General features: G+C 60.4%; 20 protein-coding genes and 1 tRNA gene. 10 read left to right on the forward strand and 11 right to left on the reverse strand.

Annotated features, from left to right (window positions below):
• The first annotated feature begins 3 nt into the window (after window positions 1-3).
• Both BN1124_RS09000 and BN1124_RS09005 read left to right on the forward strand, forming a co-directional pair.
• Window positions 4-89: transfer RNA gene (locus tag BN1124_RS09000), tRNA-Leu, on the forward strand.
• A 113-nt stretch (window positions 90-202) separates the two neighbouring features.
• Entirely contained in the window at window positions 203-469 is a 267-nt protein-coding gene (locus BN1124_RS09005) for a late competence development ComFB family protein (RefSeq protein WP_042641155.1), read from the forward strand.
• 11 nt (window positions 470-480) lie between these two features.
• Here the strand turns inward: BN1124_RS09005 and BN1124_RS09010 are convergent, their stop codons facing one another.
• A complete protein-coding gene (locus tag BN1124_RS09010; RefSeq protein WP_042641434.1) occupies window positions 481-693 on the reverse strand; it encodes a hypothetical protein in 213 nt (70 codons plus the stop codon).
• 301 nt (window positions 694-994) lie between these two features.
• Between BN1124_RS09010 and nhaC the strand changes: the two genes are divergently transcribed.
• The 7 genes from nhaC (at window position 995) to BN1124_RS09045 (ending at window position 9,111) form a co-directional block, all read left to right on the forward strand.
• Window positions 995-2,404: a Na+/H+ antiporter NhaC gene (gene nhaC, locus BN1124_RS09015; RefSeq protein WP_042641156.1), complete on the forward strand. Its 1,410-nt coding sequence runs from the start codon at window positions 995-997 to the stop codon at window positions 2,402-2,404.
• A gap of 96 nt (window positions 2,405-2,500) precedes the next feature.
• Window positions 2,501-3,424, forward strand: coding sequence for a LysR family transcriptional regulator (locus BN1124_RS09020; RefSeq protein WP_042641158.1), 924 nt, complete (start codon window positions 2,501-2,503; stop codon window positions 3,422-3,424).
• Between the two features lie 197 nt (window positions 3,425-3,621).
• Window positions 3,622-4,767 carry an ABC transporter substrate-binding protein gene (locus BN1124_RS09025; RefSeq protein WP_042641160.1) on the forward strand — a complete coding sequence of 382 codons (1,146 nt, stop codon included), beginning with the start codon at window positions 3,622-3,624 and terminating at the stop codon, window positions 4,765-4,767.
• 83 nt (window positions 4,768-4,850) lie between these two features.
• Window positions 4,851-5,864, forward strand: coding sequence for an ABC transporter ATP-binding protein (locus BN1124_RS09030; RefSeq protein WP_042641162.1), 1,014 nt, complete (start codon window positions 4,851-4,853; stop codon window positions 5,862-5,864).
• The gene (locus BN1124_RS09035; protein WP_042641164.1) at window positions 5,861-6,829 is read left to right on the forward strand and encodes an ABC transporter permease; all 969 of its coding nucleotides are present in this window, start codon (window positions 5,861-5,863) and stop codon (window positions 6,827-6,829) included. The genes BN1124_RS09030 and BN1124_RS09035 overlap by 4 nt, the downstream gene beginning before the upstream one ends.
• A complete protein-coding gene (locus BN1124_RS09040) occupies window positions 6,819-7,652 on the forward strand; it encodes an ABC transporter permease (protein WP_042641166.1) in 834 nt (277 codons plus the stop codon). Before BN1124_RS09035 ends, BN1124_RS09040 begins: the two co-directional genes overlap by 11 nt.
• Window positions 7,653-7,680: 28 nt before the next feature.
• Window positions 7,681-9,111: a gamma-aminobutyraldehyde dehydrogenase gene (locus BN1124_RS09045; protein WP_042641168.1), complete on the forward strand. Its 1,431-nt coding sequence runs from the start codon at window positions 7,681-7,683 to the stop codon at window positions 9,109-9,111.
• A 102-nt stretch (window positions 9,112-9,213) separates the two neighbouring features.
• On the opposite strand, the gene cyoE is transcribed toward BN1124_RS09045, so the two are convergent.
• Genes cyoE through BN1124_RS09065 form a run of 4 tightly spaced genes read right to left on the reverse strand, consistent with a single transcriptional unit; the run spans window position 9,214 to window position 12,288 of the window.
• The gene (gene cyoE, locus BN1124_RS09050; RefSeq protein ID WP_042641170.1) at window positions 9,214-10,119 is read right to left on the reverse strand and encodes a heme o synthase; all 906 of its coding nucleotides are present in this window, start codon (window positions 10,117-10,119) and stop codon (window positions 9,214-9,216) included.
• Window positions 10,116-11,144: a COX15/CtaA family protein gene (locus BN1124_RS09055; protein WP_042641173.1), complete on the reverse strand. Its 1,029-nt coding sequence runs from the start codon at window positions 11,142-11,144 to the stop codon at window positions 10,116-10,118. The genes cyoE and BN1124_RS09055 overlap by 4 nt, the downstream gene beginning before the upstream one ends.
• Window positions 11,141-11,629, reverse strand: a complete 489-nt coding sequence (locus tag BN1124_RS09060) for a hypothetical protein (protein ID WP_042641175.1) — start codon at window positions 11,627-11,629, stop codon at window positions 11,141-11,143. Before BN1124_RS09060 ends, BN1124_RS09055 begins: the two co-directional genes overlap by 4 nt.
• Window positions 11,626-12,288 (reverse strand): SURF1 family protein, encoded by a 663-nt coding sequence (locus BN1124_RS09065; protein ID WP_231553622.1) that lies wholly within the window; start codon window positions 12,286-12,288, stop codon window positions 11,626-11,628. The genes BN1124_RS09060 and BN1124_RS09065 overlap by 4 nt, the downstream gene beginning before the upstream one ends.
• Window positions 12,289-12,383: 95 nt before the next feature.
• Between BN1124_RS09065 and BN1124_RS09070 the strand changes: the two genes are divergently transcribed.
• Window positions 12,384-12,590: a DUF2909 family protein gene (locus BN1124_RS09070; protein WP_042641177.1), complete on the forward strand. Its 207-nt coding sequence runs from the start codon at window positions 12,384-12,386 to the stop codon at window positions 12,588-12,590.
• A 26-nt stretch (window positions 12,591-12,616) separates the two neighbouring features.
• Here BN1124_RS09070 and BN1124_RS09075 read toward each other — a convergent pair whose 3' ends face one another.
• The 6 genes from BN1124_RS09075 to BN1124_RS09100 form a co-directional block, all read right to left on the reverse strand.
• The gene (locus tag BN1124_RS09075) at window positions 12,617-13,498 is read right to left on the reverse strand and encodes a cytochrome c oxidase subunit 3 (protein WP_042641179.1); all 882 of its coding nucleotides are present in this window, start codon (window positions 13,496-13,498) and stop codon (window positions 12,617-12,619) included.
• Between the two features lie 2 nt (window positions 13,499-13,500).
• Complete coding sequence (locus BN1124_RS09080; RefSeq protein ID WP_042641181.1) at window positions 13,501-14,055, reverse strand: cytochrome c oxidase assembly protein; 555 nt, start codon at window positions 14,053-14,055, stop codon at window positions 13,501-13,503.
• 9 nt (window positions 14,056-14,064) lie between these two features.
• Entirely contained in the window at window positions 14,065-15,651 is a 1,587-nt protein-coding gene (gene ctaD / locus BN1124_RS09085; protein ID WP_042641183.1) for a cytochrome c oxidase subunit I, read from the reverse strand.
• 8 nt (window positions 15,652-15,659) lie between these two features.
• On the reverse strand, window positions 15,660-16,805 hold the full coding sequence (gene coxB / locus BN1124_RS09090; protein WP_331415501.1) for a cytochrome c oxidase subunit II: 1,146 nt from the start codon (window positions 16,803-16,805) through the stop codon (window positions 15,660-15,662).
• Between the two features lie 368 nt (window positions 16,806-17,173).
• Window positions 17,174-19,261 (reverse strand): tRNA(Met) cytidine acetyltransferase TmcA, encoded by a 2,088-nt coding sequence (locus BN1124_RS09095; protein ID WP_042641185.1) that lies wholly within the window; start codon window positions 19,259-19,261, stop codon window positions 17,174-17,176.
• Window positions 19,258-19,572 carry an HlyU family transcriptional regulator gene (locus BN1124_RS09100; RefSeq protein WP_042641187.1) on the reverse strand — a complete coding sequence of 105 codons (315 nt, stop codon included), beginning with the start codon at window positions 19,570-19,572 and terminating at the stop codon, window positions 19,258-19,260. The genes BN1124_RS09095 and BN1124_RS09100 overlap by 4 nt, the downstream gene beginning before the upstream one ends.
• Window positions 19,573-19,700: the final 128 nt, after the last annotated feature.

Consider the following 19,700-nt stretch of genomic DNA (forward strand, 5'->3'; position numbering starts at 1 on the left):
TGTGCGAAGGTGGCGGAATTGGTAGACGCGCTAGCTTCAGGTGTTAGTGTCCCACGGATGTGAGGGTTCGAGTCCCTCTCTTCGCACCATCTTTTATGCAAAAGGCCCATAACGCGAGTTATGGGCCTTTTGTTGGGCCTTTTGTTTTTGTCGGCGTCATGGCTATGCTCTTGATAACGCTAGGCCACCGTAGGGACGACCCATGATCCTGGATACCGACATCCACAATTTCTATGAACATCTGGTGCTCAAGGAGATAGAGAAGCAGGGACTGGGGCAGACACTGACCTCTCACCAGCTCGCCGATCTCTGCTGCCTGACCCTGAACCAGCTCCCTTCCCACTACATCCGCCACAACGTCGACATGATCTATTTCACCAGCGATGCCCAGCGCACCGAGATGGAACAGAAGGTGATCGAGTCACTGCGCCTGGCCCACGACAAGATCCAGGCCGTTCCCTCTCGCTGACGACGAGCCGCTCACGACAGCCAGGTCTGCTGCCAGAGCAAGGCCACCACTCCCGTCATGCCGGCCACGGGCAGCAGGATCAACGCCGGCCTCAGCCTGGGTTCCAGCATGACCCAGGCTGCCAGCAAGAAGCTCAGGCTCCAGACGCCATAAGCTTTCTCCTGACCCCAAACCAACACCGCCAGCAGTCCCGCCAGCAACAGGCACCGCACTATCCAGATCATGATGAACATCCCTATCGCACATTTTGATAATAATTATCATTTGTATTTTAGATCTGTGCAATCGAACTTTTCTATGAGTCTTCCCCCTTCGAGGGGCATCGGCCAAACACTCAAAAATAAGTTATGAGATCAACTAATCTGTGAGTTTTTCAATCAAATCTGCCTTTTTACCAAATATGTTGGAATTTCCCCCCCTCGGTTTATGGTAGATTGCGGCTCTTTTTGGGTGAGCCCCTCGGGATATGTGTATCCACAGGACGAGAGGGACTGACCTTGGCGAGCAAGAGTTTAGGAAGTATCTATGCAAAACCAACACAACCACATCCGACTACCGGGCATGTCGCAGGTGCTTGCCTGCCTGGCCATTTTCCTGGCCTTGGCCTTCTCCTTCACCAGCGTGCTCGACCTGCCCATCCAGCTGGCACTGTTCATCGCCTGGTTCGTCATCATGGGGCTCGGCATCCGGCTCGGCCATGACTACAAGTCCCTGGAGCAGGCCGCCGTCGATGGCGTCACCAAGGGGATGGGGGCCATCCTGATACTGATCTCCGTCGGCGCCCTGGTCGGCACCTGGATAGCGGGGGGCATAGTTCCCAGCATCATCTACTTCGGCCTCAAGGTGATACACCCCTCCATCTTCCTGCTGGCGACCCTGGTCATCTGCTCCCTCACCTCGCTGGCGACAGGCACCTCCTGGGGCTCCGCCGCCACCGCCGGCATCGCCATGATGGGCATAGGCCACAGCCTGGGGGTACCCGCGCCCCTGGTAGCGGGGGCCGTGCTCTCCGGCGTCTACTTCGGTGACAAGCTCTCCCCGCTCTCCGATTCCGTGGTGCTGGCCTCCACCATGTCCAACGTCGACGTGGTGGAGCACATCAAGGGCATGCTACCCATCAGCCTGTTCTCCTACGTCATCACCGCTGTTCTGTTCACCCTGGCCGGCATGCAATATTCCGGCAATGTCAGCCTGGAGCAGGTCAATCTGGTGATGGAGGCCCTCGACAAGCAGTTCAACATCACCCCCCTGGCCATAGTCCCCGTGGTGCTGGTGCTGGGCCTGCTGGCCAATCGCAAGCCCGCCTTCCCGGTGATCAGCTTCGGCGCCCTGCTGGGCCTCGTCTGGGCCGTCGCCTTCCAGGGCATGGATCCGGTCAAGGCGATGCACTCTGCCTACAGCCCCTTCCCCATCGTCTCCGGGGTCGACTTCATCGACAATATCCTGGGGCGCGGCGGCATGGAGTCCATGCTGGGGTCGGTGGCCGTCATCATCTTCGGCCTGGGGTTTGGCGGTTTGCTGGAGAAGGTCGGCATCCTGGCCGTCATCGCCAGCGCCTTCGAGAAGCGCATCAACAGCGTCGGCAGCCTGACCAGCCACACCATAGGCACCGCCTTCCTGGCCAACGTGTTCGGGTCGGCCATGTATGTGTCGCTGATCCTGACCCCCAAGATCATGGCCAAGAACTACGACCGGCTGGGGCTGGCACGCAAGAACCTCTCCCGCAATGCCGAATTCGGCGGCACCCTCACCTGCGGCATGGTGCCCTGGAGCGACAACGGCCTCTTCATGGCCGGGGTGCTGGGGGTCGCGACCCTGGATTACCTGCCCTACATGTGGCTCAGCTTCATCTGCATCATAGTGACCATCACCCTCGCCTACCTGGGCAAGGCGGTCAACCGGCTCCCCGTCATCGAGGCGGCCAGCTCCCGCTAAGTATTCAAAAACAATGACAAAGGCGCCTGCGGGCGCCTTTCGTTTGGGCCCTGTTCACGGTTAAGCTGATTGCTCACCCAGTGGCAGGATGCCCAGATGAATTTTACCTTTCGCCAGATCCGCTATTTCGTCGCCGTGGCCGACAGCTTCTCGGTCAGCCGCGCCGCCGCCGAGCTGCACATCTCCCAGTCGGCGGTCACCAGCGCCATCCGCGAGCTGGAGACCGAGCTCGGCGCCGCCCTGTTCGAACGCAATCCGCGCGGCGTCAGCCTCACCGCCCAGGGCCACCAGTTTCTGCTGCACGCCCGTCGCATCCTCGGCGCCATGACGGAGGCCGGGCAGTCCCTCAAGGCGGTGGCGCAGCAGGATCAGGGCCAGCTCACCCTGGGGGTGACCACCCTGGTCGCCGGTTACTACCTGTCGGAGGCGATCGGGCGTTTTCGTCGCGCCTTCCCGGCGGTGCGCATCGAGGTGAAGGAGGACGAACAGCCCTATCTCGAACACCAGATCGTCAACGGCGAGGTGGACGTGGGGATCCTGATGACCAACCGCACCATTCGCCAGGAGGCGTTCGATACCGAGCTGCTGACCCGCTCGCCGCTGCGACTCTGGCTCGCCGCCAACCACCCCCTCTGCGCCGAATCCACCCTCTCCCTCAAGGCGCTCGGCGACGAGCCCATGATCTCCCTCACCGCCGATCAACTGGATCAGATCATCGGCTCCGGCCTGCGCCGTTACGGGATCTCGCCCCGCACAGTGCTGCGCACCGCCTCGGTGGAGGCGGTGCGCAGCCTAGTGGCCAGCCAGCTCGGCGTCGCCCTGCTGCCGGACTTTGCCTATCGCCCCTGGTCCCTGGAGCAGGAGCGGGTCGAGGCGCGCCCCATCAAGGAGCCCATCCCCGCCATCGACATCGGCCTGGTGTGGCGCCGGGGTTCCCGACTGGATTGGACCGCCCGCGAGTTCATCGACATAGTGCGGGATCAGAGTCGGCTGCGGGCCCGTCAGCAGGCCAACCGCTAACGATCCGATGAGCCTGGCGAGCTTGTCCCACGAAAATACAGATTCATATGCACTCGATATCGATTTAACAGATACCAAAGCCATTAAAAATTGAAATTTTCATTACTACCCGCGTCTTCTACGCTCATGGCTGGTTAACAGGATGTTAATTGCCATCGCGACATCGCCATGGCACAAGATCATGCAAGGAGCGCAAGATGAAACTGACCCCCCTGACCCTGGCCCTGATCCCCGCCCTGCTGGCAGGCCAGACCCAGGCCGCCCCGACCGAACTCGGCAAGGGTGAAGGCCAGCTCAACATAGTGGCCTGGGCCGGCTATGTGGAGCGTGGCGAGACCGACAAGAACTACGACTGGGTGACCGGCTTCGAGAAGGAGACCGGCTGCAAGGTCAGCGTCAAGACGGCGGCCACCTCGGACGAGATGGTGGCCCTGATGAACGAGGGGGGCTTCGATCTGGTGACCGCCTCCGGTGACGCCAGCCTGCGCCTCATCGCGGGGGGCAAGGTACAGCCACTCAACCTGGCGCTGATCCCGAGCTATGGCAAGATAGATCCCCGCCTGCAGAATGCCCCCTGGCACACCGTGGATAACAAGCACTACGGCGTACCCTATCAGTGGGGCGGCAACATCCTTATGTACAACACCAAGGTATTCCCCAAGGCCCCCGACTCCTGGAGCGTGGTGTTCGAGGAGCAGAAGCTGCCTGATGGCAAGTCCAACAAGGGACGGGTGCAGGCGTTCGACGGTCCCATCCACATCGCCGATGCCGCCCTCTACCTGATGACCCACCAGCCGGCGCTGGGCATCAAGGATCCTTACGAGCTGAACGAGGATCAGTACAAGGCCTCCCTCGACCTGCTGCGCAAGCAGCGCCAGCTGGTGGGCCGTTACTGGCACGACGCCTTCGTCCAGATCGATGACTTCAAGAACGAGGGGGTGGTCGCCTCCGGCTCCTGGCCTTTCCAGGCCAACACCCTGATCGCCGACAAACAGCCCATCGCCACCACAGTGCCCAAGGAAGGGGTCACCGGCTGGGCCGACACCAGCATGGTGCACAGCGAGGCCAAGAACCTGACCTGTGCCTACAAGTGGCTGGAGCACTCCCTCAACAACAAACTGCAGGGGGACCTTGCCTCCTGGTTTGGCTCAGTGCCCGTGGTGCCCGCCGCCTGTGAGGGCAACGCCCTGTTGGGACCCGAGGGCTGCAAAACCAACGGCATCGACAACTTCGATCGGGTTCACTTCTGGCGCACGCCGGTTTCCCAGTGCAAGAGCCAGGGCACCTGCGTGCCCTACTATCGCTGGGTGTCGGATTACATCGCCATCCTGGGTGGACGCTGATCCCCTTCAGGAAAACCGCGCCTGACACAGCTCTCTTGCGGGCCGGGTGGAGACCCGGCCCTGTTCGATGACAAGGACGTACCATGACAGCAGTACAATTTGACCGGGTCAGCCGCCACTATGGCGAGGTGAAGGCGGTCGACGACATCTCCTTCCAGATCCCTGCCGGCGAGTTCTTTACCCTCTTGGGACCAAGCGGCTCCGGCAAGACCACCTGCCTGCGGATGATCGCCGGCTTCGAATACCCGAGCGCCGGGGAGATCCGCCTGTTCGGTGAGCCCTGCTCCCGAGTGCCGCCCTACGATCGCAACCTCAACACCGTATTCCAGGACTACGCGCTCTTCCCCAACATGGATGTGCGCGACAACATCGGCTACGGCCTGATGCTCAAGGGCGTGCCCAAGGGGGAGCGCTACCGCAAGGTGGACGAGATGCTGGAGCTGGTGCGCCTGCCCGGCGTCGGCAACCGCAAGCCGGGACAGCTCTCCGGCGGCCAGCGCCAGCGCATCGCCATCGCCCGGGCGCTGATCAACCAGCCGCGCATCCTGCTGCTGGACGAGCCGCTGGGAGCGCTGGATCTCAAGCTGCGCGAGCAGATGCAGCTCGAGCTGAAAGCATTGCAGCGCCAACTCGGCATCACCTTCATCTTCGTCACCCACGATCAGCAGGAGGCGCTCTCCATGAGCGACCGCATCTGCATCTTCAATCAGGGCGGGATAGAGCAGATAGCCGCACCGGATACCATCTACGACGCCCCCGCCACCCCCTTCGTCGCGCGCTTCGTCGGCACCGTCAACCTGTTCGAGGGGGAGCAGGCCAGGCGCCTGTGCGGTGACGACAGCCAGATCATGGTGCGCCCGGAGCGGATCCGGCTCGGCGAGGCCGGCAGTCCAGGCTGGTCGGGAGAAATTTGCGAGGTGGAATACCTTGGCGCCTTCGTGCGCTATCGGGTCGATATCGGGGAGCGGCTCGAGATCATCGTCAACCATCCCAACGAGGGGCAGGCCCGTCTGGCCCGTGGCAGCCGAGTCAGCCTCAGCTGGCCCGAGCAGGCCATCCACCGCCTGAACGCCAGCGAACTGGCGGTGCAACCATGAGCCTCCCCCACAGTGCGAGCCTTGCCATGAGCCACACCTACGTTAGCCCGAGATCCAGTCCGCTGCGACGCCTCTCCACCCTGCTCTATGGCCGACCCGGCCTGCTGCTGGGAATACTGCTCGGCCCACCGCTGATCTGGCTCGGCGTCATCTACGTGGGTTCCCTGCTGATGCTGCTCTCCAACGCCTTCTTCGGGCTGGACGAGTTCAGCGGCCAGGTGCGCCACGAGCTGGGACTGCAGAACTTCGTCGCCCTGCTGCGGGCGGAGAACCTCGACGTCATCGGCCGCACCGTCAGCATGTCGCTGCTGGTGACCCTGGCCTGTGCCCTGCTCGGCTTCCCCATCGCCTACTACATGGCGCGCTACACCAGCGGCAAGACCCGGGCCCTGTTCTACGTGGGCATCATGCTGCCGCTCTGGTCCAGCTACCTGGTGCGGGTCTACGCCTGGAAACTGATCTTGGCCAAGGAGGGGGTCATCAGCTGGCTGGCGGACAGCTTGGGGCTGGACTGGCTGCTGGATGGCATCCTCTCCCTGCCGGTGATAGGCGGCCCTTCCCTGTCGTTCTCGCGGCTCGGCACCTTCATCGTGTTCGTCTACGTCTGGCTGCCCTTCATGATCCTGCCGATCCAGGCGGCGGTAGAGCGGATCCCGCGCTCCCTTATCGAGGCCAGCAGCGATCTCGGTGCCACTCCGGCCCAGACCTTCCGCACTCTGATCCTGCCGCTGGCACTGCCGGGGGTAGTAGCGGGCTCCATCTTCACCTTTTCTCTGACCCTTGGGGACTACATCATCCCCGGCATCATAGGCAACTCGACCATGTACATAGGCCAGGTGGTCTACATGCAGCAGGGCACGGCGGGCAACCTGCCATTCGCCGCCGCCTTCTCGCTGGTGCCGATCCTGATCATCGCCGTCTACCTCACCATCGCCAAGCGCTTAGGAGCCTTCGATGCGCTCTAATCCCTCTATCAATCAGGACCATGGCCAGCGACCATCCGGCCTGCTCAAGTACGCCGCCATCGGCGGACTGCTGTTCCTGCATATCCCGATCCTGTTTATATTCCTCTACGCCTTCACCAGCGAGAGCAAGAGCTACCAGTTTCCGCCCCCCGGTCTGACTCTGAAGTGGTTCGAAGTGACGCTAAACAGACCCGATGTGTGGCGCGCCATCCAGCTGTCGCTGGAGGTGGCGGGGCTGGCTACCCTGGCCGCCATGGTGCTCGGCACCCTGGCCGCAGGCGCCATTGCCCGTAGCCGCTTCTTCGGCCAGGAGGTGGTGTCTCTGTTGCTAGTGCTACCCATCGCCCTGCCCGGCATCGTCACCGGCATAGCGCTGCGATCCGCCTACGGCCTGCTGGAGATCCCGTTCAGCTTCTGGACCATCGTCATCGGTCACGCCACCTTCTGCGTGGTGGTGGTCTACAACAACGCCCTGGCGCGCTTTCGCCGCACCAATCAGTCGCTCATCGAGGCCTCCATGGATCTCGGTGCCGACGGCTTCCAGACCCTGCGCTACGTGATCCTGCCCAACCTCGCCACCGCCCTGCTGGCGGGAGGCATGCTGGCCTTCGCCCTGAGCTTCGACGAGGTGATAGTCACCACCTTCACCGCGGGCCAGCAGACCACGCTGCCCATCTGGATGTATCAGGAGCTGATCCGCCCCCGGGACAGACCCGTCACCAACGTGGTGGCCCTCATCATAGTGGCCTTCACCACTATCCCCATTCTGCTTGCCTACTACCTCACCCGCGACAGCCAGGATGTCGCTGGCAGTGGCAAATAACGACTCAACGCCCGTGCAAGGATGCAACATGAAGCTATCTACCCAACTCTTGATCGACGGCCAATTTGTTACCGGAGACGGCCCGGCCGAGCCCATCCTCAACCCGGCCACCGGCGAGCTGCTCACCTCTGTGCCAGAGGCTTCCTTCGAGCAGGTTAACCGGGCGGTGAACGGCGCCCAGCGCGCCTTCACCCAGTGGAGTCGCACCACCCCGGCCCAACGCAGCAATCTGTTGTTGCGCCTCGCCGATGTCATAGAGCGCCATGCCGAGGAGTTCGCGGCCCTCGAATCCCTCAACTGCGGCAAGCCCTATCTGGCGGTGCTGAACGACGAGTTGCCAGCCGTAGTGGACTGCTTCCGCTTCTTCGCCGGTGCGGCCCGCTGCCTGCAAGGGCCGCTGGCGGGGGAGTATATAGAGGGGCATACCAGCATGATCCGCCGGGACCCCATCGGCGTGGTGGGCAGCATAGCGCCCTGGAACTACCCACTGATGATGGCGGCCTGGAAGATGGCGCCTGTGCTCGCCGCCGGCAATACTGTGGTACTCAAGCCCTCCGAGCAGACCCCGCTCACCGCCCTGCGCCTGGCGGAGCTCGCCAGCGAACTCTTCCCCCGCGGCGTCATCAACATCGTCTGCGGCCGTGGCGAGAGCGTGGGGGCACCGCTGGTGGAGCATCCGCTGGTGCGCATGGTGTCCCTGACCGGCGATATCGCCACCGGCCAGAAGATACTGCAGAGCGCCGCCCGCACCATGAAGCGCACTCACCTTGAGCTGGGGGGCAAGGCGCCGGTCATCATCTTCGACGACGCGGATCTGGAGGCCGTGGTGGCGGGCATTCGCACCTTCGGTTTCTACAACGCCGGTCAGGACTGCACCGCCGCCTGCCGCATCTATGCCCAGGGCAAGATCTACGACAAGTTTGTCGCCGCCATGACGGAGGCCGTGGCCTCCATCAAGGTCGGTAGCCAGCGCGAGGAAGGAGTGGAGATGGGACCGCTCATCTCGGACAGACAGCGCAACAGAGTCGCCAGCTTCGTGGAGCGGGCCCAGAGCAGCGGTCACGTGGAGGTGACGGCGGGGGGCAAGATCCGCCCAGGTAACGGCTTCTTCTTCGAGCCGACCCTGATCGTCGGTGCTCGCCAGGAGGATGAAATAGTGCGGCGCGAGGTGTTCGGCCCCGTGGTGTCGGTGACCCGTTTCAATGATGCAGAGCAGGTGGTGCAGTGGGCCAACGACTCGGACTACGGCCTCGCGTCCTCGGTCTGGACCAAGGATCTCGGCCTCGCCAGCAAGGTGGCCAGCCACCTGCAATACGGCTGCACCTGGATCAACACCCACTTCATGCTCTGCTCGGAGATGCCCCACGGCGGCATGAAAATGTCCGGCTACGGCAAGGATCTCTCCCTCTACGCGCTGGAGGACTACACTGTGCCGCGCCACATCATGGTCAAGCTCTGAAAACAACAAGGCTGGCCCTCGGGCCAGCCTTGTTGCATCGGCGATTTACTCTAATTTCCTCTGAATGCCTTCATCCCGCCCCCTCACACCAGACGCCTTTGTTTATGACCATCGCCATAACCAGTGGTGATCCAGGATCAGCAACCCAAACAGCAGCATCAGGTGATAGATGGAGAAGCGAAAGGTACGCATCGCCTGAGCGGGCCGGTCAGAAACCTTCAACAACCAGCCATGCCAGCAGAACCAGAGATTCAGCACCAGGCTGCCGACCAGATAGATGAGACCAGACATGCCGATCAGGTAGGGCAGCAGGCAGATCAGGGTCAGCATCAGCAGATAGAACAGGATGGCTGTCTTGGTAAACTCGATGCCGTGGGTGACGGGCAGCATGGGGATCTTGGCGCCGGCATACTCATCGCGTCTGTGGATCGCCAACGACCAGAAATGCGGGGGCGTCCAGGCGAAGATGATCATCACCAGCAGCCAGGGCTCGGCCGAGAGCTGCCCCGTGATAGAGGTCCAACCAAGCAGCGGTGGCATGGCCCCCGCCAGCCCGCCGATGACGATGTTTTGGGGGGTGGCCCGCTTCAGCAACAGGGTATAGACGACCGCATAGCCAAACAGGCTGGCCAAGGTCAACCAGGCGGTCAGGGGATTCACGCCCCAGTAGAGCAGGGCAAACCCCGACAACGCCAGCCAGAGTGCGAAACACATCGCCGCTCTGGTGGTGATCCGTCCCCTGGCGACCGGTCGCCAGCGCGTTCTGCGCATCAGGGTATCAATATCGCGATCCAGAATATGGTTCATGGCCGCCGCAGCGGCGGCCAGCAAGCCTATGCCCACCAGCCCCAGCACCATGTTATCCAGTGAGGCGATCGTCGGCTCGGCCAGCAACATGCCAACCCAGGCCGTCAGCAACAGCAAAGCCACCACCCTGGGCTTGGTCAGCTGGTAATAATCCCGCAGCAGGAGGGGGTCAAACAGCTGTGACAGCGGCTTGTCGTTCATGACCGGCTCCTGATCGCATTGGGCGATAGCAAGGGAAGGATGGAGAGGTGAGAGATGGCTCGACGCGACAGCACGCAGAGCACCAGCAGATGCGCCGCAACCAGGTTATGGGCGAGGGCGTTGACCAGTGGCAGGGCGAGATGGATGTTCGCCAACCCCAGCACTATCTGGACAAGCAACAAGGCCAGCAACAGGATCCCCAACGACCGTAAAACGGGGCGCAAGGCTGCGCCATGACGGATCAGCCCAAACGCAAAGGTTCCCACCAGCAAGGTGGTCGCCAAAGCCCCCAGGCGATGGGCTATCTGGATCGTCTGGCGCGCCTCCTTGCTGAGCACCCCGAACTCGTAACTGGCATGACCGAGCGGCAGATGAAAGGCCTCCCCCCATTCCAGTTGATCCCGCCAACCGGCCTGACAAACCGGCAACTCGACGCAGGCCATGGCGGCATAGTTGGATGAGGTCCAGCCACCCAGCGCTATCTGGAGCAGCAGAGCACCGCAGGCCAGATTGCCCAGCCAGGGCAGCCTCTGACCACAGACGACGGGCCTATTGGCAGCATCGTTCATCAACTCGACTCGGTAGAGCCACAGCAGGGTCAGCAGCAGGAATCCTCCCAGCAGGTGCATGGTGACTACAAGAGGATGCAGTGCCAGCGTCACAGTCCACATGCCGAGCGCCGCCTGTCCCACCACCAGCATGAGCAGCCCCCCCGAGAGGCGACGCAGTCGCCCGCCCTGGCGCCAACCTAGTACAAACAAAACCACAATCACGGAGCCCAGGGCACCGGCAAAGTAGCGGTGCACCATCTCGCTGCGCGCCTTGTGGGGCTCCAGCGGACTATCCGGATAGCGCAGGGCCGCCTGTTCGGCGTGGGCCGCTTGGGGGATCACCAGGGAGCCATAGCAACCGGGCCAGTCGGGACACCCCAGCCCCGCATCGGTCAAGCGGGTATAGGCGCCGAGCAGGATAACCACCACAGCGAGGGCGATGGCGGCCGAGGCCAGCCTCTTTTGTATGTTCATTCGGCGCCTCGCTGATACTTGAGCAGTTGTTGCAGATCGGAGAGCACTGCCTTGCCAAACAGGGGCCACTTCGCCGTGCTGGTCGGCACCTCGTAGCGCAGTATGGCCAGCCCTTGCGGATCGACCAGCATCAGATCTCCCGCTTGCACCTCAGGACTCAGATCGGATGGCGGCGTATCGGCCAGTTGCACCAGCTCCAGTTTGTTCAGGTTGCGGCCAAGCGCGCTCTGGATCCGCTGCATCAGTACAGGTACTTGCTGGCACTGCACCTCACAGTCGCTGGCCTCCAGATAGACCAGCCGCCATCTGGCCTGACTCACCGGGAGTGGTTGCAACAGATAGGTGTCCCGGCTAAGCCACTGCCCCTTGTTGCGAATGCCTGGTTCGTACCAGCCCTGTCGCAGGGTCAGCGCCGCCAGGATCACCGGCAGCAGGATCACCAGCGCGAAGGCGACAGGCACCTTCCATTTAGCCCATCTGTTCATGAAGAAGACCTCCTTGTCAGCACCAGTCCGCCCACCAGCACCACCAGCGCCAACCCGAGCCACTGCAGCGCATAGGCCCTGTGTTTCTCGGGCGGCATGACGTTCTGTTGGTAGTGGTAGATAAAGGGGGAATGCTGTTGATAAAAGACGGCATCGGCGAGCGGCAGTCCGATGACCTGACGGATGGCATCAGCTCTGACGGACTGCAACCGGTTCGGATAGGGGCCAGCCTCGATGTTTTGGCCCAGCAAGATGCCTCCGGGCCTGATCCGCAACAAGCCATCGAGCATCAAGGTCTGTGGGATCACGGGTTGCGGCAGTTGCTCCCGGCTAGCAGATGCGGGCAGCCAACCCAGATTGACCAGCAGCAAGGGATGCTGCGGCAAGGCAGCATCACCGCTGGCTCGGACCGGAATGATCACGTCATAGCCGATTTCCCCCGCCACTATCTGGTTGTCCAGCAACCAGACATAAGGGGATACCCATTGAACCTGCCCTCGCAGTGACTTGCCGTCGAGTGCCTCAGGTGAGCGCCAATCGAGCTGCGCCAGCGTCAGGGGAGCCACCTGCCGGGCCACCGCCATCTGCTCTAGCCAGGCTTCCTTCTCTGCCGCCCGTTGCCACTGCCAGAGCGCCAGCTTGCACAAAGCTGCCGTCACAACCAGAGTCAATATCGGTACTATCCAGCGTCTGTAGCGGAAGGGTCGTTGCTTGTGCCATGTCGCCATTTCACGCATATAACGGGGGCCCTAACATGTTGATCAAGATAGTGCTGGTGCTCATGCTGCTGCTCATTATCGGGCAGCTGTTTCATGCACTCTGGTTGATGATGACCACTGGACAAACCCAGAAGATGTCTGCCCCTCTGGGGCGCCGCGTGTTCTTCTCCCTGCTGGTGATCGCCATCCTGCTGATCTCCCTCGCGATGGGCTGGCTGGAGCCCAATCCACGCCCCTATTAAGGACGGGAGCCCGTTTAAAGAAGACCTCAGAGCAGGTAGACAAAGACAAAGAGACAGAGCCAGACCACGTCGACGAAGTGCCAATACCAGGCGGCCGCCTGGAAGGCGAAGTGGCGATCGGCAGTAAAATGATTTTTCAACACGATACGCAGCCATATGATGCCGAGGAACAGGGTGCCCAATGTGACGTGCAGACCATGGAATCCGGTCAGGATGAAGAAGGTGTTGCCATAAATGCCCGAGTCAAACCGCAGACCCAGCTCCCGGTAGGCATGCATGTATTCGTAGCCTTGCAACCACAAGAAGGCCAGCCCGAGCAATACGGTGGCAAGCAGCATCCACTTGAGGCGAGCACGCTGACTGTTTTCCAGTCCCGTATGAGCAAACAGCAGTGTCACCGAGGAGCTGAGCAGGATCAGAGTATTGATAAGCGGGATCCCATGCCACGGCATCGCCTGGGTTGTTGTGCCTCCTGGGGTCTTCAGCATGGGCCAGTGGGCCGAGAAATCCGGCCACAACAGTTGCGCCGTCATCGCCTTGTTGCCGGCGCCATCCAGCCAAGGCATGGCCAGTTGCCGCGCATAGAAAAGCACCCCGAAAAACGCCAGGAAGAACATGACCTCGGAGAAGATGAACCAGGCCATTCCCTGCCGGAAGGATCTGTCCATCTGGGCGCTGTATAGCCCCGTCATGGACTCGTGGATGATGTGGCGGAACCAGCCAAACAGCATGAAGACCAGCAAGGCGACGCCGGCCATCATCAGATAACGGCCGACCCCCTCTTGCTTGCTGGCGACCTCATTGACCAAGTGACCCGCCCCGAAAGCCAGCAGAAACAACGCTACGGCCCCCATGATCGGCCAGCGACTCTGTTCAGGGACGTAATAACTCTGGTTCACCTTGGCCATGATTATTTCCTCTGCGCAAGAGCCGGCGTCGGCTTGGACTGAGTGACGTCATAGAGTGAATAGGAGAGCGTGATGGTGTTGATGTCATCAGGCAGATCGGGGTCGATATAAAACTTGAGTGGCATCAACTTGCTCTCCCCCGCCTTTAACTCCTGGCGGTTAAAGCAGAAACATTCCACCTTCTTCAGATAGGTGGCGGCGGGGCCGGGAGAGACAGAAGGAACGGCCTGGCCAATCATGCTGTGATCGGTTGGATTGAACACCCGATAGTTGACCTGCTTCATTTCACCCGGCCGCACCGACAGGCGCTGTGTCTCCTGGGTGAATTGCCACGGCATCTGGGTATCGGCATGTGCCAGAAACTCGATCTGGATGGTGCGTTTATCGTCCACCACCGCACGCTCAGCCGTCGCCGGTTGCTCGGCCGTCTTGCCATTGAGGCCGGTGATCCTGCAAAAGACGTCGTACAAGGGCACCAGCGCGAAGGCGAACCCGAACATGGCGAGGATGATCAATGCCAGCTTGCGCAGCAGAGGGCCGTGATTGACTTGAGTCATATGACCTCCTCACTTCACCTGCGGCGGGGTCTTGAAGCTGTGATAAGGAGGCGGAGAGGGAAGAGTCCACTCCAGCCCTTCTGACCCCTCCCACACCTGGGCACTCGCCTGCTTGCCTCCCCTGATACACCGGATCACACCCCAGACGAACAGCAGTTGCGACAAGCCGAAGGCAAAGCCGCCGATGCTGATGAACATATTGAAATCGGCAAATTGCAGAGCGTAATCCGGGATACGACGAGGCATGCCCGCCAAGCCGACGAGGTGCATGGGGAAGAACAGCATGTTCACCGAGATGAGTGAGCACCAGAAATGCCACTGCCCCAACCGCTCGTCATACATGTGCCCCGTCCATTTCGGCAACCAGTAATAAGCGGCCGCCAGGATGGAGAATACGGCGCCGGTGACCAGCACATAATGGAAATGGGCTACCACAAAATAGGTGTCATGATATTGAAAGTCGGCCGGCGTCATGGCGAGCATCAACCCTGAAAAACCGCCGATGGTAAACAGGGTAATAAAAGCGATGGCGAATAACATGGGGGTTTCGAAAGTCAGAGAACCCCGCCACATGGTGGCAATCCAGTTAAAGACTTTCACCCCGGTCGGCACCGCGATCAGCATGGTGGTGTACATAAAAAACAATTCGGCTACCACCGGCAACCCTGTGGTGAACATGTGGTGAGCCCAGACCATGAAAGACAATAAGGCGATGCTGCTGGTGGCATAAACCATGGAGCGATAGCCAAACAGTTTCTTGCGGGAGAAGGTCGGAATGATGCTGGAGACGATGCCAAAGGCAGGCAATATCATGATGTACACTTCCGGGTGACCAAAGAACCAGAAAATATGCTGGAACATCACAGGATCGCCACCGCCCGCCGCATCGAAGAAACTGGTACCGAAATATTTATCCGTCAACACCATGGTCACCGCCGCCGCCAACACCGGCATGACAGCAATGAGCAAGAAGGCGGTGATAAGCCAGGTCCAGACAAATAACGGCATCTTCATCCAGTCCATGCCCGGTGCCCGTAAATTGAAGATGGTGACGATGACGTTGATGGCCCCCATGATGGAGGAAATGCCCATGATATGGATGGAGAATACGAACAGCGCCGTGCTGTTGCCGCTGTATTTGGTCGACAGGGGCGCATAGAAGGTCCAGCCCGAGCTCGGGCCACCGCCATCCATGAACAGGCTCGACAACAGGATCAGGAAGGCAAATGGCAGTATCCAGAAGCTCCAGTTGTTCATTCTGGGCAATGCCATGTCAGGGGCCCCAATCATCATCGGGATCAACCAGTTAGCCAGGCCGGTGAAGGCGGGCATCACGGCACCAAAGACCATGATGAGGCCGTGTACCGTGGTCATCTGGTTGAAGAACAGGGGCTCAACCAGTTGCAACCCGGGCTGGAATAGCTCGGCCCGGATCACCATGGCCATGGTGCCGCCGGTGAAAAACATGGTCAGTGCGAACAGCAGGTAGAGGGTGCCGATATCTTTGTGATTCGTGGTGTACAACCAGCGTCTCAGGCCCGTTGCGGGTCGGTGGGAGTGGTCTGCGTGCAAGGTATCCGTGATTCCATCACTCATGCCGACTCCTATTTTTCCTGATTCATAAGGGACTGCACTTCTGCAGCCTGAATGACATCACCGGTGTTGTTGCCCCAGGCGTTGCGCTCATAGGTCACCACGGCGGCGAGTTCCTGCGCCGTGAGCTGCTTGCCAAAGGGCTGCATCGCCGTCCCACTCTTGCCGTGCATCACCAGATTCAGGTGCTGGCTCTTGTTCTCGGCAAGGGTGGTGATTTTGCTGCCTTTGAGGGCCGGGAAAATACCGGGCAACCCGGTGCCGGCCGGCTGATGGCAGGCGGCGCAATGACCAAGGAAGACCTTCTCCCCCATTTCCATCGCCTGAGGCAGCGTCATGACGACGCTGGCCAGATCTTGCTGCTGCGTCTTGGCCGCGGCCTGGGTCTCGGCGGTCTTGGCAATCCAGCCATCAAACTCTTCGGCCGTTTTTGCCACCACCACTATGGGCATGAACCCATGATCCTTGCCGCATAGCTCGGCACATTGACCCCGATAGGTGCCGGGTTTGTCTATCTTGGTCCAGGCTTCGTTGATATAGCCGGGGTTTGCATCCTTCTTCACCGCAAAGGCGGGAACCCACCAGGCATGGATGACATCGTCGGATGTCATCAGGAAGCGAATTTTCTTGCCGACGGGTAATACCAGGGGTTGATCGACTTCCCGCAAATAATGCTCACCCTTGGGTGCCTCGCCCGATATTTGTTTTTTATCTGTCGCTAGCAAGGAATAAAACTCGACGGGATGTTCCAGATATTTGTAATGCCATTTCCATTGCGACCCCGTAATTAGCACTGTCAGGTCGGCTTTCGAAGTATCTTCCATCTTCAACAGGGTCGAAGTGGCCGGTACCGCCATCGCCACCAATATCAGCACGGGAATGGCCGTCCATAACAATTCGATGCGGAGACTTTCGTGGAATTGGGCCGCCTTGGCGCCACGGGATTTGCGATGACGGATGATCGACCAGAGCATGGCACCGAACACCAGCAATCCGATCAGACAGCAGATATAGAAGATCGTCATGTGCAGGTCATAGACCCGCTGACTGATGGCGGTCGCCCCGCGCGTCATATTGAATGTTATTTCGCTGGCAGCAGCGCTACTGCTAGCGAGCCACATTAGCCACAGGCCATGGTTAATTGCATTTTTTCCCACATTGCACTCCCTGTGCACGTTAGAAAAGATGGTTGGCATTAACCACTGACAATGCTAACCATCTGAAAATAATGCATTTATTAAAATCGCACTCACATTCAAGTATTAGTCCATATTCTGAAAAACCCAACATCAGCCTGGCTGACAAGGATTCACTGGCACGGTTTTCTGCACTATTGAGGCAAGCGTGAGCGGCTCGACCTGACCACAGGTACTGCCATATGGCACAGTTCTGAACCACTCACTGACAACCCCCGTCAGGAAGCCGCACCCAGATATTCACAGACGAATAAGGGGCCATTCAGGCCCCTTATTGCTTGATACTACCATCTACAACCACATGCCGGCGGCATCATCACCTGGCTTGATCAGCCTTCCCAAGCCTCTTTGTCCAGCAAGCGAGCCAGCAAGTCTCGCAATGCCTTGATCAGCGCAGGCTTGCCCGCCAGCCGCAGCACTTTCGCCAATTCGCTCCAGGGAGCGTACTGCCAGATGGTGGCGATCAACAGCCGACGCTCGTCAGAGGTCAGTTCATCCAGGTCGGTCACCCGAGTAGCCAGCCAGCGTTGCAGGCTGTACTGGCACAACTCGAACGGCTTGTGATGATGGGCAAAACAATGAAGCTCCTGCCGCTCGTATCCATCCAGCGCTGGCGCCTTGAACGCAGACTCCTCTCTCAGGCATTGCCAGACCAGATCCGTGTCCAGCTCTTTGAGTTCTCCCGCCAGCAGGGTCGGCAACTGACGCACGAAGCATTGTCGCCATTGGGCCAGTTCCGGCTCCAATTCCATTTTCAGCGGTTTTAATAACAGGGCCGCATGGCTGCCGCTAGCCGCATCCCGTTGCAAACCGACGCGCAGCACCGTCAACCCTGCCTTGTGCCAGAAAGGCAGCAGATCGGCGCTTGCAGAGAAGGCGGATCCCAGATAGTCGACACCTTGAGCACGATAATGCGTCTCAAGCTTGCCCAGTAACAGGGAGCCCAATCCATGACGATGTAACGCCGGATGAATGGCGATACGCATCACCCTGGCATAGCTGCGCTCCCCTGCCATGGTGAATCCGGCGTGGGCAAGTAGCGACTGGGGCAGCAGATGGCCGCGAGGGCGTCGTCGCCCGGCCCAGATATCCTGCGCCAGCGCCGGCGCTATGTTGCCCTCGCGCACCACCAACGCCACCCCGAGCAGGCTCTTATCCTGCTCCAGCAGGTGAATATCGAGATCAGGACTCTCCAGCAGGTACCTGAGATCGCTTGGGCTGGTCTGATAGTGGGCCAGCACCAGCAGGCCAAACACCTGATTGAGCTGTGTGTCATCCTCTGCCAGCTCATCTTGTCCAATCTGTCGCCAGCTTGGTGCCGTTAGACATTGCGGTGGCTGAACCTCGGCATCGAGCCCTAGCAGTCGAAACACCAAGGGCTCCAGCGGATCATGACGACTCCAGCGGATGGGTTCGGCCAAGCGCAACTCCTGCCAGCCCGGTGTCTGCCTGTCCAGCACCCGTTTGAAGCGAAGATGGAAGCCCCGTCCCGTCCCCTCATAACCGTGTTCGGTCGTCGCAAAGACGATGCGGCTGTATCGGGCCAGCATGGCCTCCAGTAACGGGGTCGGGATGGCGGCGGCTTCATCTACCAGCAACAGATCCGGTTGCGCACTGCCCTGCACCAACCTGTCTGGCGACAGGTATGACAGTCCGGCCAGCCTTTCCGGGTTATCCGCCAACGCGGCAGCCGCATGGGCAAAAAGCGTGGCGACGGTGGCCTGAGAGGGTGCCGTCACCACTATTTGCAAGGCGGGATCCTGCTGCAACAAGTCGGCAGCGGCCAGACCGAGCAACGCGCTCTTGCCACGGCCACGATCCGCGCTGAGCACCAGAGGGCGCCGGCGATGACCATGCAACACCTTGTGGATGGCTGGCAGGGCATGAGACTGATCGCGGCTCAGTGGTAGACCCGTCCCCAGAGGCTGCCAGGGCTCCTCGATCGGTGAGGGCAAGCCGGTGGATGAGGGCAAAGAGAGCGCAGGATCCCCCTCCAGCAAGCGTACCAATCGGGCAATAAAGCCGTGGCCCGCCCGATCAACGTCCTCCGGCTGGGCAACCAGTCGCAGTCTGTCCGGATCCAGATAAGTGGGCCATTGCGCTCGCGGCGGAGTCAGCAGCAGCAGTAGACCACCGGCGCGCAGGGTACCGGCCAGTGCGCCGAAGGCATCGGGATGAAAGCCACTGAAGGCGTTGAACACGAGCGTGTCGCACTCCTGGCCGAGGCGCTGCAGAGCCTTGGCGGCGGGCAGAGGCGCGTACTGAGCGGGGCCATTGCCCAGCCAGAAGACAGCCTCTCCAAGCAAGGGCTCGGCACGGGCAATACAATCGGCCTCATCACCGTCCAGCCAGATCAGACGCCGCTCACCGTTATGGGCAAGATACAGGCGCAGCGCACTCTGCTCGACAGTGGTCATGAGGCGCTATGATCGCCGGCTCTGGTACGGGGTTCGAACATCCCCTCCCCCATCTGATCGATGAAGGTGTGAGCCTTCTGCACCATGAAACGCTCGGCGTCCGCTGGATTCACGAACAGGTCTGAGCGGATGAAGCGATGAGTCAGCAAGACACCGTCCACCTCTTTGGTGATGTGGCCTGCCAGCCTGTATTGCCCTCCCTCTGCCATAGGTTCCGGGTAGATGAGGTAGCCTGCATATTCGGTGGGTGTCACCTCGACGACTGGGGATGGTTGCCCCTTGAACAGGGCACTGAGCAGTTTCTTGAGCATGATGATTTCCTCTCTGATAGCCGCATTGTCCCCAAGGGGTGAATAGCTGGCAAGCAAGGGATCTTATTACCAATCGTTATTTGCACTGCAAACCATTCTCATTTAGATTTCATCTCATTCCAGTATGA

The organism is Aeromonas eucrenophila (assembly GCF_000819865.1).
Taxonomy (GTDB): domain Bacteria; phylum Pseudomonadota; class Gammaproteobacteria; order Enterobacterales; family Aeromonadaceae; genus Aeromonas; species Aeromonas eucrenophila.